This is a genomic window from Pseudoalteromonas sp. NZS71_1 (assembly GCF_015864305.1).
Lineage (GTDB): Bacteria > Pseudomonadota > Gammaproteobacteria > Enterobacterales > Alteromonadaceae > Pseudoalteromonas > Pseudoalteromonas arctica.
In genome coordinates, this window is record NZ_JADYXM010000005.1 from 167,780 (window position 1) to 181,199 (window position 13,420).

Below are 13,420 nucleotides of genomic sequence, written 5' to 3' on the forward strand. Positions count from 1 at the left end.
GTTAAGCGAAAGCTTGCTGCTCTTTTAAGTGAGCAAGTGCTTTATTTTGAATTGCTCTGAAGCCTTCTTCAGATGTTAATTGTAAAACCGTATTATATAATTGGCTTACGCTATTGTGAGCCTGAATAAACGAGGTGCAGTCCTCACCAATCATATCCTTAGCCTCTTCGACTCGCTTTAAAAAGTAACAGCTAATATCGGTTTTTCCCTTAAAGTGAGTAGTCGCAATAGCGTTTGCTATTCTATTAAGCTGATAACTAAATTCATCAGGTCGAGAACCCTCACCCCATTTACTAATAGAAATATCGCTTTCTAACTGGATAATTACGTTAAGTATGTTTTTAAACTCACTCATTGGCATATTTAAAAAGTTATAACCTTTGGGGCTAAATAAAGCTTTATACGGATTTTTGTTGGGAGTTTGGGCACTAAAAACACCAATTGGTTTTGCTGTACTTGCGTCTGATACTTTACATAAAAAGGTATTGCTTTGCGGCATTTTAAAATTCATATCCATTGAGTATTTATGATCCTTGCGTTACTTAGTTATCGGCGCAATTAATGAAAAACTTAGCGAAATTTAAAATATTAATAAAGTATTTGAAGGTATTAATATTGATTAGCTGGGATGCAGTATTACCCTGCAAAAGTTAGTGGTAGTTGCTTAGAGCTTTACTAAACCCAAATTTTAGGCAAAGAAAAGCGCGCTCTATCTCTAGGCGCGCTTGCGGAATCTTCTAATTTTCTGCATCCTGCAATTGAACTTAATCAACTCCAATTTTTACTAATCCATGTTTATTACTATATTACTTTTTAGTTCTATGTAATGTAGACCATCCGGGCCTGTATCCTTAAATTCCTAAACATCCTGTAGGGTAAATACTATTACCAAATCCCTAATTACACTTCCTAGTGTATCCCTATTTTAACCAATCCATTGTGTTGCCTTAAAGGCCTGTCCATTTATTCCCTCAACATCCTGTTAAACAACTTAGCCGTGTTGTTATCCTTTTCGCATCTTCCTGACGCTGTCCTTTTTACAACATTGCGTTGTGATACTCATCCTGAGCCTGTCCTAAAATCCGTGTTGTCCTGGTAACCTAATCATTGGTTGGTTGAGTAAGCAGTCCATTTCCTTTTACTCAATAAGCGTCATTGCTTGGTTGATGCGTAAATTATAGTGCAATAGAGCAACTAAAATAGGGATAAAACTACGTTCAATTAGTATTTATGCAATAGTAATAATGTAAAAGTTCAATTAATACATGTTGTTAGGTTGTTTTTGTGTGTTTTTTATCTTGATTTTTACTCATTAGCTGTCACATCCGTGAGACATCTCTTACACTGCATTTCCTTTTTGGGCGTTATTTACATATTTACATTTATTTAAAGTGTGCACTTTTTGAATGAGCGCGGTAGAATTCGATGATAATAACAATTATTTAGGTGAAATAATGAAGACAGTATTTACACTTGTTTTAGGATTAGCAGCATCGGCACCAGCCTTTGCAAGTGACGTTGTTAATATCTATTCTTTTCGTCAGCCGTTTTTGATTCAGCCAATTTTAGACGATTTTACAAAACAAACGGGAATAAAAACCAATGTTGTTTTTGCTAAAAAAGGGTTAATTGAGCGTGTTAAACGTGAAGGTAAACATAGTAAAGCCGATTTAGTATTAACCTCTAATTTTAGTGCGCTTATTCAATTAGAAGATTTAAAATTAACACAAATTATAAAAAGTGACAGTGTAAATAATAACGTGCCTGCAGCTTTTCGTGACGGTGATGGCCAATGGGTCGCGCTTACTAAGCGAGTTCGTAATGTGTATTCATCAAAAGAGCGAATTGGTGCGTTACCTAAGCTCACTTATGAAGATTTAGCAGATCCTAAATACAAAGGACAAATTTGTACGCGATCAGGCAAACATCCATATAACTTAGGTTTAGTGGCTTCTATGATTGCACACCATGGTGAAGCGCAAACCAAAGAGTGGCTTGAAGGTGTTAAGGCTAATTTAGCACGTAAACCTCAAGGTAACGATCGTGCTCAAGTTAAAGCAGTTAAAGAAGGTTTATGTAACTTGGCATTAGGTAATAGTTACTATCTTGGTAAAATGCTAGAAGATAAAGAGCAAAAAGGTTGGGCAGAGGCCGTAAATATTAACTTTCCGAATCAAACTAATCGTGGCTCACACATAAATGTTTCGGGTGCGGTTATTACCAAATATGCTAAAAACCCTGAAAATGCATTAAAGCTCATAGAATATATGACCGACAGCAAAGCACAAAACATGTATGCCTCATTAAATATGGAGTATCCAGTTAAGTCGGGTGTTGAACTATCAAGTTTGGTTGCCTCTTGGGGGAGTTTTAAAGAAGACAGCTTGCCACTTGATGAGATTAGTAAATATCGTCCGTTAGCGCTTAAGCTAATTGATGAGGTGAAGTTCGATCTTTAATGACTAATAAATTTAAGCTGTCTAAATGGCAGCTCTTTGCGTGGTCGACTGGCTTAATTCTATCGGCCCCGTTGTTTTTTCTTCTTTTTGAATCTCTACAAGGTAGCTCTGAGGTGTTTTCCCACCTGTGGGATACCGTGCTTTGGGATTACATAACCAATACCGTATTGCTTGTTTTAGGTGTTTGCGTCCTTAGCTGCGCCATAGCTTTGCCACTTGGATGGCTAACGGCTTACTGTAGTTTCCCGGGTAAAAAACAGTTTGAATGGGCACTTATGCTGCCCCTTGCTATGCCCACCTATATTATTGCCTATGTATACACTGATTTATTAGATTATGCGGGCCCGGTGCAAATAGCGCTGAGAGAATGGTTTGGTTGGCAATCGCCTAATGACTATTGGTTTTTTGATATACGTACATTACCCGGCGCCATCGTTATGATTGCCTTGGTGCTTTATCCGTATTTATTTTTGATTTTTAAAACGGCTCTTCGCGAGCAGTCATTCAAATTAGTACAAGCTAGCCAGTTAATGGGATTATCTCCTTGGCAAAGTTTCTTTAAAGTAAGCTTAGTACTCTCTCGTGGGGCTATTGTGGCGGCTCTTGCGCTTATAAGTATGGAAACCATGGCTGACTTTGCAACAGTGAGTTATTTTGCCGTAAGTACATTAACGACTGCCGTATACGATACGTGGTTTGGTTATTACTCACTTACAGCGGCAGCTAAAATATCGGGTGTGATGTTATTACTGTTATTTTTAGCATTAATGGCGGAGCGCTTTAGTCGTCGTAACCAAGCGGTATTTGAGCGCCAATCAAGTGTAAATAGTGAATCTCTCTATGTATTAAAAGGAAAGTCAGCTTGGCTCGCAACGGTATTTTGCAGCTTTATTTTACTTATCGCGTTTGTAATTCCTATTGCAGTACTTATAAATTATGCCATTACCTACTTTGATAAAGCATGGGATGTAGAGTTTTTTAGTTACGCTTGGCAAAGTTTAAAAGTGGCAGGGGTTGTGAGCCTAATAACGATTACGTTGAGTGTTTTTGTGGTTTTTTATCAGCGTGTGGCAAAGCAAGCGTATCCGCTTATTCCTGGGCGTTTAGCAAGCACAGGCTATGCGCTGCCTGGCACAGTACTCGCTATTGCGGTTTTATTACCGCTTACGTTATTAGAGAACACCATTAACACAGCGCTCGAGCCGTATAATTTAGATATTGGCTTGCTGCTTACAGGTAGCATTCTTACTATTATTATTGCTTATATTGTTAGGTTTTACGCCATTGCACACGGAGCAATTGAGTCGAGTTTTTTACGTATTAGCCCATCACTTGATATGGCAAGCCAATCAATGGGTAAAAGCCAAGGACAAACACTGCGTTTAGTGCACCTACCTTTACTGCGAAGAGGATTGCTTACTGCTGCGTTATTGGTATTTATTGAGTGCATGAAAGAACTGCCGGCTGCGCTATTGCTCAGGCCGTTTAATTTTGAAAGCTTAGCTACTCATGTATTTCAGTATGTGAGCGACGAGCAATTAGAGCTTGCTTCTATATCGGCATTATTTATTGTTATTGTTGGGTTTATTCCTTTGTATTTTATTAATCGTTCTATGGAGCAGCGTAGTTAAATGAGTAGTTTAATTTTACAAGGCGTGAGCTATCACTATAACGGCACAAAGGTTATCCACAATTTAGATTTAACAGTGGGTAAAGATGAAATTGTTTGCCTACTCGGAGCTAGTGGGTGCGGCAAAACGACCACGTTAAAAGCGATTGCAGGTTTAATTGAAGCTAAGCAAGGGTCTATTTTTATAGACGGTAAATTAGTGAGTGATGAGCAATCGTTTGTCTCGCCTGAGCACCGTAACATCGGCATGATGTTTCAAGATTATGCATTGTTTCCGCATTTAACGGTAGCAAATAATATCGCATTCGGGCTTAGTAAAATGAGTAAAGCTCAAAAGCAGCAACGCGTTGATGAAATGCTTAAGCTGGTACATTTAATTGGCTGTGCTGACAGGTTCCCGCATCAGTTATCGGGTGGTCAACAGCAGCGTGTAGCTATTGCTCGTGCATTAGCTTATAAGCCTAGTTTATTGCTACTTGATGAGCCCTTTTCAAATATCGACACACAAGTACGCTTTGAATTAATTGCCGATATACGTCGAATTATTAAGGCAACTCAAGTGTCTGCTGTGTTTGTTACACATTCAAAAGAAGAGGCGTTTGCGTTTTCAGATACACTTGCCATTATGCATCGCGGTAAAATTGAGCAACAAGGCACGCCCGAGCAGCTTTTTGCAGCTCCATGTTCAAAGGAGGTTGCAGAGTTTCTGGGTCAAGGCATATACTTGAGCGCAGAAGTATTAACAGCAACTGAATACAAAACACCATTTGGTTTAGTCGAATCTTATATTGAGAGTAAGCAAAACGTAAGCGTAGGGCTTATATATGTGCGCCCTCATCAAATAGAATTAGTGGCAGATAACCAAAGTGACAAACTCAGCAAGCGAGCTACAATCATAAGTCGTCGCTTTATTGGTTCGGCGTATGTTTATTCACTTGTTATTGATAAACAAGAAATTGAAGTTGCTGCACAATATGGCCAGTCATTTGAAAATAATGAACAGGTTATAATAAAAATAAAACCTCACACGGTGAATTTTTTCGAATCTTAATTAATTTGTTATTCGCTGTGTTTTTATCTGTAAAACTAAGGAATAACAATGGCGCAAGCGCAATCAGGGATTTGTGCTGAAGCAAACTTACACGGTTTGCACTTATTTTTTAATGTGTTTGATGGTCAAGATGAATCACTTCGCGCAAAGTTAAAACAAGTAAGCGCTATTGAAGAAGAATTTAGCGATCAATTTTCAGAATCAATGCTCTCTTGCATGGTTGCTATTGGTGCGCAATATTGGCCGCATATCCTCCCTGAATACATCCCAAGCGAATTACAGAGCTTTCCTAATATAAACCATAGCGATCATCAAATGAGCGTACAACCGTGCGATTTATTTGTGCAAATTCGCTCTGACCGTGAAGACGTTAACCATTTATTTGCGCTGCAAATTTTAAAACTATTTGCTCCCGATGTTGAGCTGGTGGAGCAAATTCGTAATTTTCGCTTTTTAGATGGTCGTGATTTTAATGGTTTTATTTATGGTGGCGACACCGCACATGGAAGAAAAAAGCGCGCTACGGCTTTAATTAGTAGCCCTGGCAATTTTGAAGATCAGGGGAGTTATATTCATGTACAACGCTATAAGCATGACTTAACTATGTGGCAGCACTTATCATTGAGCGAGCAAGAACAAATAATGGGACGTACGCGCCTTGATAACACGCTAATTACCCCTGCGATCGAAACCAGCCATGCTTCGCGAAGTGAGCTAAAAGACGAAGACGGACAACCGCTATTATTAAATCAGAGCATGCCTTATGGCGATGTGTATGAGCAGGGAATGTTATCAATTACATGCTCTTGTACGGGCACCGCATTTGAAAAAGTACTTAATAGTCGTTTAGGGGAAGGGGATTGTTACGACCACTGGCTTGATTTTACTCAAGCCGATATGGGTTCTGCTTTTTTCGCGCCTTCAGTCGGGTTTTTAAAACAAATTTAGTTTGCTATTAAACCGTATCAAATAAAATGCGAACACGTTCAAGTGTTACATCTATTTCAGATATTTTAGCAGGAGCGATAAAAATAGTATCGTCGCCTGCAATTGTTCCTAGTACGCCATCTGCTTTACCTAATGAATCTAATAAACGAGCAATAAGCTGAGCGGCGCCTGGACTGGTACGAATAATGATCATCATTTCGTTGTGCATAATGTCGATTACTAATTGGCGTAATGGGCTTTTAGCCGTAGGTACACCCATTTCAGCAGGTAAGCAGTAAACCATTTCTTGTTTGGCGTTACGTGTGCGTACAGCACCAAATTTACTTAACATGCGCGATACTTTACTTTGGCTTATATTGTCAAAGCCTTGATCTTTTAATGCATCAACTATTTCGCCTTGAGAGCCAAAATTTTCTTCTTTTAATAGTGATTTAAATGCTTTTACCAGTGCTTCTTGTTTATCTTGTGGTTGCATAGTCTTTATTCGTTTTTGTTATTTATGCCGCAAATTCTACACAAAAATGAATAATTATGCAGCAGTTGTTTAGTTAACTTGCCAGTTTGATGCGTTAAATCACAAAAGTTTACGACTATGGTCGAAAATATACTTGAAATAGACAGGATAAATTTGTTTTTAGTCGCTAATTTCATTATCTTAAGAGCCACAAATGTTTCCTACCTCAAATTACGGAGAATTCCAATGAAAGTTGCTGTATTAGGTGCTGCAGGCGGTATCGGCCAAGCGTTGTCTTTATTATTAAAAACAGGCTTACCAGCTGGCTCTGAATTATCACTTTATGATGTTGCACCAGTAGTACCAGGTGTTGCGGTTGACCTTTCTCACATCCCAACAGATGTTAAAGTAGCAGGCTTTGGCGCAGACGAATTAAACAAAGCGCTTGAAGGCTCTGACATCGTTCTTATCCCAGCGGGTATGCCACGTAAACCAGGTATGGATCGTGCTGATTTATTTAATGTAAATGCTGGTATCATCAAAACTTTAGCAGAAGGCATTGTTGCTAGCTGTCCTAAAGCGTTAGTAGGTATTATTACTAACCCAGTAAATGGCACAGTTCCAATCGTTGCTGAAGTATTCAAAAAAGCAGGTACTTACGACGCTAAACGCGTATTCGGTATTACTACGCTTGACGTTATTCGTTCAGAAGCATTTGTTGCTGAACTTAAAGGCGTAGACGTAGCAACTGTGAAAGTACCAGTAATTGGTGGTCACTCAGGCACAACTATTCTTCCTCTACTTTCTCAAGTTGAAGGTGTTTCTTTCACTGATGAAGAAGTTGCTGCACTTACTCCACGTATCCAAAATGCGGGTACTGAAGTTGTAAATGCTAAAGCAGGCGGTGGTTCAGCTACGCTATCTATGGGTGCTGCTGCAGCTCGTTTTTGTATGTCTTTAGTTAAAGGCCTACAGGGTGAAGAAGTTGTAGATTACGCTTACGTTGCTGTTGAAAATGGCGATGCAGAGTACTTTGCACATCCAGTACGTTTAGGTAAAAACGGCGTAGAAGAAATTCTTTCTTACGGCGAACTAAGCGCATTTGAAACAAAAGCAAAAAATGACATGCTTGAAACACTGAAAAAAGACATCAAAGAAGGTGTTGATTTCATGGCGTAATAGCCAAAGTAGAATAACAAAAAAGCCTGCATTTGCAGGCTTTTTTATTGCTCAGAATTAATTTCACACTGTGTAACTAGTTAAAACTAGTGGTCGCGGTCAACCGCAATACGAGCAAGGCTTATGAGTGCTTGCTTATAGTCAGACTCAGCTAAAAAGTCTAAACACGCAATAGCTTTGTCAGCTTCAAGCTCTGCTTTTTGCATTGTAAATTCAAGCGCATTAGTTTGCTTTAGTGCCGATAGAATGTCTTCTAAATGCTCCATACCATTACTGTGCTCTATTGCATCACGAATAAGCTGCGTTTGCTGCTCGCTACCATGTTGCATAGCATAAATAAGTGGAAGCGTTGGTTTGCCTTCAGCTAAATCATCACCAATGTTTTTACCCAACTGCTCAGCATCTGCATTGTAATCGAGTACATCATCTACTAGCTGAAACGCAGTACCTAAATGCATACCATATAGGTTTAGTGCATCGAGAGTAGTTTGGTCTTGCTCAGTAATAATGGCAGCAAGCCCTGTCGCTGCTTCAAACAACTTAGCTGTTTTAGAGTAAATAACCTGCATATAACTGGCTTCGGTTGTATCTGGGTCGTTGCAGTTCATTAACTGCAATACTTCACCTTCAGCAATAATGTTTGTTGCATCGGCAAGTACTTGCATAACCTGCATTTTTCCAAGGCCAACCATAAGCTGAAATGAACGAGTGTAAATAAAGTCACCAACCAATACGCTAGCAGCATTACCAAATTCAGCATTTGCTGTAGGTGTGCCACGTCGTAAGTTTGATTCATCTACAACATCATCATGCAATAGCGTTGCTGTATGAATAAACTCAACAATTGTTGCAAGTGTTATGTGATCTTTACCCTGATAACCGAGCGCTTTGGCTGCTAAAATCGCCAGCATTGGACGAACGCGTTTGCCGCCACTGCTAACTATATATAAACCAAGCTGATTAACTAACGCCACATCTGAGCGCATTTGCGCATGTATAAGTTGATTGACGTCATTCATATCGCTTTCGATTAACGCCTGGATAGCTTTTATATCCATTGATCTCCGAGCCAATTTTTATGTGTGAACGGCGCAGATTGTACAACAAAAAATGCACTAGCTCGATATTTTGTGACGATTGATTGAAAAAACACTATTAAAGTACTTAATTTAGACTGAATTAGCCAAGATAACTGATTAATTGATAATCAATATACAGTTTGTGGTGTGCTTAGATATTAAGCTGTGAGGGTCATATTTGAGTACATTAATTTATTTCGACTAAGAGTTAAAAAGCGCTTGGCAAAAGGGCTAATTAATATAAAATGGGGTAAATATTGAATTGCTCTCAAAGCAGCTACTTTTTATTCATTTTAATTACAAAATAGGCTTGCTAGTTATTTCGCGTTAGCGTAAACTTCGCGCCCTATCGAAGAATATTTTAGTTGCGCCGATTTGAGGGTGCACAGACGGAGTTAATTATGTACGCGGTTTTCCAAAGTGGTGGTAAACAGCATCGTGTGACTGAAGGTCAAACGATTCGTCTTGAAAAATTAGACGTTGAAACTGGTGCGGCAGTAGAATTTGATTCAGTACTTTTAGTTGCTGATGGTGAGAAAATCGAGATCGGTGTACCGTTCGTAAACGGTGGCAAGATAACAGCTGAGGTTGTTTCACATGGTCGCGGTGAGAAGATTAAGGTTGTTAAATTTAGACGCCGTAAGCATTCTCGTAAGCAAATGGGCCATCGTCAATGGTTCACTGAAGTTAAAATCACTAGCATTAGCGCTTAATTAGAGGTACTTAGAAATGGCACATAAAAAAGCAGCTGGTAGTACTCGTAACGGTCGCGATTCAGAAAGCAAACGCCTAGGTGTTAAGCGTTTTGGTGGCGAATCAGTTCTAGCGGGTAGCATCATTGTTCGTCAGCGTGGAACTCGTTTCCACCCTGGTACTAACGTAGGTATCGGTAAAGACCACACTATCTTCGCAAAAGCAGATGGTAAAGTTCAGTTTGAACAAAAAGGTCCTTTAAACCGTAAATACGTAACTATCGTAACTGAGTAATCAGTAAGGTAGTTAAAAACCCCGCCTTTGCGGGGTTTTTTGTTTTGTAGTCAGTCAAAATATATACCCAAGCCTGCATTTGTGTTGGCTTGGGTATATAATAGAGTTATTAAACAAGCCAATCCCTAAAGTGAGTAATCATGAAGTTTGTAGATGAAGTAGAAATTCGCGCAGAAGCTGGAGACGGTGGCAGCGGCATCGTGTCTTTCCGTCGTGAAAAATATGTTCCAGATGGTGGACCAGACGGCGGTGACGGTGGAGACGGTGGTAGTGTTTATCTACAAGCTGATGAAAACTTAAATACCCTAATTGATTATCAGTTTGAGCGCTTTCATAGAGCTGAACGTGGTACTAACGGTCGTAGCCGTAACTGTACAGGCCGAAAAGCCGATGACTTATTTGTTATGGTGCCTGTAGGCACGCGCATCATGGATGTTGATACCCAAGAGGGACTTGGCGACTTAACTCAAGATGGTCAACGAATTTTGGTTGCAAAAGGTGGTTTCCACGGCTTGGGGAATGCACGTTTTAAATCAAGTACTAACCGAGCACCTCGTCAAAAAACATTGGGCACACCCGGTGAAGTACGTAACTTAAAGTTAGAGTTACTATTATTAGCTGATGTGGGCTTGCTAGGATTACCAAATGCAGGTAAATCTACGTTTATCCGCAGTGTATCTGCAGCAAGACCAAAAGTAGCTGATTACCCATTCACGACGCTTATTCCTAATTTAGGTGTGGTACGTCCAGAAGCAAATAAATCATTTGTTATAGCCGATATTCCGGGTCTAATTGAAGGTGCATCTGATGGTGCAGGCCTAGGTATCCGCTTCTTGAAGCATTTAGAGCGTTGTCGTGTGTTATTGCACATTATTGATGTAATGCCGGTAGATGGTTCAAACCCTGTTGATAATGCATTCTCGATTATTAACGAGCTACACCAATACAGCCCTAAATTAGCTGAAAAGCCACGCTGGTTAGTGTTTAATAAAATAGATTTATTACCAGAAGATGAAGCAAAAGCGCTATGCGAAGCGATTGCAGAAGAGCTGGGCGAAACTGAAAATATTTATCACATTTCAGCAATTAATAAACTTAATACTCAACCTTTAATCCACAACATAATGACACTACTTGATAGCATGCCTAAAGAGAAGTTTGTACAAGTTGAAGATGAAGAAGTTGAATTCAAGTGGGATACCTATCATGAAAAAGCCACTAAAGGTAAAGGCAATGATGATGATTGGGACGACTGGGATGAAGATGATTACGACGTAGAAGTTGTCTACGAGCGTTAATTAAATAGAATTTATTAAAAAGGAGCTTATGCTCCTTTTTCTTTGTTTAAGAATAAAGTACTAGGTGTTTATTATGATAATTTCAATGATTGCAGCAATGGCAAATAACCGTGTAATTGGCCTAGATAATAAAATGCCATGGCATTTACCTGCGGATCTTCAGCATTTTAAAAAAGTAACTACGGGTAAACCTGTGATCATGGGTCGTAAAACTTTTGAGTCAATAGGCCGTCCTTTACCTGGGCGTCGTAATATTATTATTACTCGAAACAGCGAATATACTGCACAGGGTATTGAAGTGGTAACCACACCAGAGGCCGCACTAGAACTAGTTTTTGCTGTTGAAGAAGTAATGATTATTGGTGGCGGTAATATTTATGAGCAATTTTTACCAAAAGCAGAACGCTTGTATTTAACCTTTATTGATTTAGATATTAAAGGCGATACACAGTTTCCTGATTACAATAAAGTTGCTAATTGGGACGTGAAAGAAGAGCAAGAAAACCTTCCTGATGAAAAAAACAAATCTAGTTATAAATTCGTAACTTTGTATAAAGAACATTAACATTATTGCGTAATTTTTGATAGATTGATATAATATTTGATAGTCTATATAAGAACAAAGTATTATAAAGGGTTTGTCATGTTTAAATTACCAAAGCTAGTTGCACTTACTGCTGTTGTCGCTGTAAGTTCTTTTTCGTATACAGCACCTGCAAATGCTGAAGATCAATTAGCAGTATCTATTTGTGAATATATTGCGGCAGACGATAAAAACCGATTACGCAGCAAGCTTAAAAGCTCTCGTGTAAAAATTCGTAATATTTATGATGCAGTACAATGTAATGGTAATAACTTATTACGCCATGCTGTTGCTAGTAATGCAGTGGATACTGGTGAGTATATAGTTAAAAACTTATCAAAAAGTGCGTTAACAGATGGTGCTGATATTGCTTGGGCTGAAGGCAACTTTGCTAGCTCACCACTTATTGCAGTGATTAAAGATCGCGCTGGTCTTTAATTATAAAAAGGTTTTATAACTCTACCTTCAGTAAGGTATTGTTAAATATTGATTAGTCTGAAGTTGTTATTAATAACAATCTCAGGCTTTTTTATTTAGCTAATGTAATCTCACCCCCCCAACAAAATCATTAATAAGTTCACTATTTACCTATCTATTTTATATTCCCAAAGTGTAGAGTCTTCACTTTAAAAGCAGCTTCAAATTTACTTCTTCAAAAGAGGTAACTTTATTCAGCTGGTATCTATTTTGTATCTGCTAGTTTATTTACAAACTTAATCACTAAGGATAGATATGAAAGCTGTAATTCCAGTAGCAGGCTTAGGGACGAGAATGCTCCCTATGACAAAAGCTATTCCAAAAGAAATGCTCCCTATAGTTGATAAACCTCTAATTCAATATATTGTCAGCGAATGTGTATCTGCCGGTATTAAAGATATTGTATTAGTTACACACAGCTCTAAAAATGCAATCGAAAACCATTTTGATACAAGTTACGAGCTAGAAGCTACTCTTGAAAAACGTGTTAAACGTGCTTTATTAGATGAGATTCGCTCTATTTGTCCGCCTGATGTCACCATTATGAGTGTACGCCAAGGTGAAGCTAAAGGGCTAGGGCATGCTATTTTGTGTGCTAAGCCAATAGTTGGTGACGATAACTTTGTCGTGCTCCTGCCAGACGTGATACTTGATGCTTATACTGCCGATCAAGAAACTGAAAACTTAGCGGCCATGATTAAACGCTTTAAAGAAACTCAAGCAAGTCAAATAATGCTTGAGCCAGTAGCTAAAGAAGACGTTAGTAAATATGGTATTGCTGATATAAACGGTGTTGAGTTAATGCCAGGTAAAAGTGCTGCAATTAAAGCAATGGTTGAAAAACCTGATGCAGATTTAGCACCTTCAAATCTTGCTGTTGTAGGGCGATATGTACTGAGTAAGAATATTTGGCCTCTACTCGCAAAAACGTCTGTAGGTGCTGGCGGTGAAATACAACTTACAGATTCTATTGACGCATTAATGGCACAAGAAACCGTTGAAGCATTCCATATGAGTGGTCGCTCTCACGATTGCGGAGATAAGTTAGGCTATTTAAAAGCAATTGTAGAGTACAGCATGCGGGATAAAAAGTTAGGTAATGACTTTTCTCGCTTTATAAATGATTTGAATTTACCTTAACTACAGAGCAATAAATTTTATGAAAACTATAGAAGCTAAAATAGTTTTCATAAAATGTAGTGAACGCGGTCTATAAACCTTTGCTAGACTACTCTGGGTTACTAAGTTAGTTACACTTTACCTACACTGTAATAG

14 protein-coding genes are annotated in these 13,420 nt (G+C 38.7%); 11 read left to right on the forward strand and 3 right to left on the reverse strand.

Annotated elements, in window-relative coordinates; translation table 11 throughout:
* Nucleotide 1: 1 nt before the first annotated feature.
* On the reverse strand, nucleotides 2–517 hold the full coding sequence (locus tag I6F43_RS10150) for a hypothetical protein (protein WP_024608319.1): 516 nt from the start codon (nucleotides 515–517) through the stop codon (nucleotides 2–4).
* A gap of 937 nt (nucleotides 518–1,454) precedes the next feature.
* Between I6F43_RS10150 and I6F43_RS10155 the strand changes: the two genes are divergently transcribed.
* Genes I6F43_RS10155 through I6F43_RS10170 form a run of 4 tightly spaced genes read left to right on the forward strand, consistent with a single transcriptional unit; the run spans nucleotide 1,455 to nucleotide 6,088 of the window.
* A complete protein-coding gene (locus tag I6F43_RS10155; protein ID WP_197102111.1) occupies nucleotides 1,455–2,459 on the forward strand; it encodes a Fe(3+) ABC transporter substrate-binding protein in 1,005 nt (334 codons plus the stop codon).
* On the forward strand, nucleotides 2,459–4,090 hold the full coding sequence (locus tag I6F43_RS10160; RefSeq protein WP_197102113.1) for an ABC transporter permease: 1,632 nt from the start codon (nucleotides 2,459–2,461) through the stop codon (nucleotides 4,088–4,090). The genes I6F43_RS10155 and I6F43_RS10160 overlap by 1 nt, the downstream gene beginning before the upstream one ends.
* Nucleotides 4,091–5,140 carry an ABC transporter ATP-binding protein gene (locus I6F43_RS10165; protein WP_197102115.1) on the forward strand — a complete coding sequence of 350 codons (1,050 nt, stop codon included), beginning with the start codon at nucleotides 4,091–4,093 and terminating at the stop codon, nucleotides 5,138–5,140. It begins immediately after the preceding gene.
* 48 nt (nucleotides 5,141–5,188) lie between these two features.
* The gene (locus I6F43_RS10170) at nucleotides 5,189–6,088 is read left to right on the forward strand and encodes a Dyp-type peroxidase (RefSeq protein ID WP_197102117.1); all 900 of its coding nucleotides are present in this window, start codon (nucleotides 5,189–5,191) and stop codon (nucleotides 6,086–6,088) included.
* Nucleotides 6,089–6,095: 7 nt separating this feature from the next.
* Here the strand turns inward: I6F43_RS10170 and argR are convergent, their stop codons facing one another.
* A complete protein-coding gene (argR, locus tag I6F43_RS10175) occupies nucleotides 6,096–6,563 on the reverse strand; it encodes a transcriptional regulator ArgR (RefSeq protein ID WP_002957753.1) in 468 nt (155 codons plus the stop codon).
* 225 nt (nucleotides 6,564–6,788) lie between these two features.
* Here argR and mdh point away from each other — a divergent pair, with 225 nt between their 5' ends.
* Nucleotides 6,789–7,721, forward strand: coding sequence for a malate dehydrogenase (gene mdh / locus I6F43_RS10180; protein WP_007586102.1), 933 nt, complete (start codon nucleotides 6,789–6,791; stop codon nucleotides 7,719–7,721).
* An 86-nt stretch (nucleotides 7,722–7,807) separates the two neighbouring features.
* On the opposite strand, the gene ispB is transcribed toward mdh, so the two are convergent.
* On the reverse strand, nucleotides 7,808–8,779 hold the full coding sequence (ispB, locus tag I6F43_RS10185) for an octaprenyl diphosphate synthase (RefSeq protein WP_007586099.1): 972 nt from the start codon (nucleotides 8,777–8,779) through the stop codon (nucleotides 7,808–7,810).
* A 422-nt stretch (nucleotides 8,780–9,201) separates the two neighbouring features.
* Here ispB and rplU point away from each other — a divergent pair, with 422 nt between their 5' ends.
* From rplU to galU, 6 genes are all read left to right on the forward strand, one after another.
* On the forward strand, nucleotides 9,202–9,513 hold the full coding sequence (gene rplU, locus I6F43_RS10190) for a 50S ribosomal protein L21 (protein WP_002957748.1): 312 nt from the start codon (nucleotides 9,202–9,204) through the stop codon (nucleotides 9,511–9,513).
* 16 nt (nucleotides 9,514–9,529) lie between these two features.
* The gene (gene rpmA / locus I6F43_RS10195; RefSeq protein WP_002957747.1) at nucleotides 9,530–9,787 is read left to right on the forward strand and encodes a 50S ribosomal protein L27; all 258 of its coding nucleotides are present in this window, start codon (nucleotides 9,530–9,532) and stop codon (nucleotides 9,785–9,787) included.
* Nucleotides 9,788–9,927: 140 nt separating this feature from the next.
* Nucleotides 9,928–11,085, forward strand: a complete 1,158-nt coding sequence (gene cgtA / locus I6F43_RS10200; RefSeq protein ID WP_007586086.1) for an Obg family GTPase CgtA — start codon at nucleotides 9,928–9,930, stop codon at nucleotides 11,083–11,085.
* Nucleotides 11,086–11,158: 73 nt separating this feature from the next.
* Nucleotides 11,159–11,650, forward strand: a complete 492-nt coding sequence (folA, locus tag I6F43_RS10205) for a type 3 dihydrofolate reductase (RefSeq protein WP_197102119.1) — start codon at nucleotides 11,159–11,161, stop codon at nucleotides 11,648–11,650.
* Between the two features lie 78 nt (nucleotides 11,651–11,728).
* Nucleotides 11,729–12,106 carry a DUF3718 domain-containing protein gene (locus I6F43_RS10210; protein WP_007586082.1) on the forward strand — a complete coding sequence of 126 codons (378 nt, stop codon included), beginning with the start codon at nucleotides 11,729–11,731 and terminating at the stop codon, nucleotides 12,104–12,106.
* Between the two features lie 294 nt (nucleotides 12,107–12,400).
* Nucleotides 12,401–13,285 carry a UTP--glucose-1-phosphate uridylyltransferase GalU gene (galU, locus tag I6F43_RS10215; RefSeq protein ID WP_024593607.1) on the forward strand — a complete coding sequence of 295 codons (885 nt, stop codon included), beginning with the start codon at nucleotides 12,401–12,403 and terminating at the stop codon, nucleotides 13,283–13,285.
* Nucleotides 13,286–13,420: the final 135 nt, after the last annotated feature.

Bases quoted from the DNA above. Each gene is read 5' to 3' on its own strand.
- I6F43_RS10150 (WP_024608319.1), bottom strand. From the start codon at position 517: ATGGATATGAATTTTAAAATGCCGCAAAGCAATACCTTTTTATGTAAA.
- I6F43_RS10155 (WP_197102111.1), top strand. From the start codon at position 1,455: ATGAAGACAGTATTTACACTTGTTTTAGGATTAGCAGCATCGGCACCA.
- I6F43_RS10160 (WP_197102113.1), top strand. From the start codon at position 2,459: ATGACTAATAAATTTAAGCTGTCTAAATGGCAGCTCTTTGCGTGGTCG.
- I6F43_RS10165 (WP_197102115.1), top strand. From the start codon at position 4,091: ATGAGTAGTTTAATTTTACAAGGCGTGAGCTATCACTATAACGGCACA.
- I6F43_RS10170 (WP_197102117.1), top strand. From the start codon at position 5,189: ATGGCGCAAGCGCAATCAGGGATTTGTGCTGAAGCAAACTTACACGGT.
- argR (WP_002957753.1), bottom strand. From the start codon at position 6,563: ATGCAACCACAAGATAAACAAGAAGCACTGGTAAAAGCATTTAAATCA.
- mdh (WP_007586102.1), top strand. From the start codon at position 6,789: ATGAAAGTTGCTGTATTAGGTGCTGCAGGCGGTATCGGCCAAGCGTTG.
- ispB (WP_007586099.1), bottom strand. From the start codon at position 8,779: ATGGATATAAAAGCTATCCAGGCGTTAATCGAAAGCGATATGAATGAC.
- rplU (WP_002957748.1), top strand. From the start codon at position 9,202: ATGTACGCGGTTTTCCAAAGTGGTGGTAAACAGCATCGTGTGACTGAA.
- rpmA (WP_002957747.1), top strand. From the start codon at position 9,530: ATGGCACATAAAAAAGCAGCTGGTAGTACTCGTAACGGTCGCGATTCA.
- cgtA (WP_007586086.1), top strand. From the start codon at position 9,928: ATGAAGTTTGTAGATGAAGTAGAAATTCGCGCAGAAGCTGGAGACGGT.
- folA (WP_197102119.1), top strand. From the start codon at position 11,159: ATGATAATTTCAATGATTGCAGCAATGGCAAATAACCGTGTAATTGGC.
- I6F43_RS10210 (WP_007586082.1), top strand. From the start codon at position 11,729: ATGTTTAAATTACCAAAGCTAGTTGCACTTACTGCTGTTGTCGCTGTA.
- galU (WP_024593607.1), top strand. From the start codon at position 12,401: ATGAAAGCTGTAATTCCAGTAGCAGGCTTAGGGACGAGAATGCTCCCT.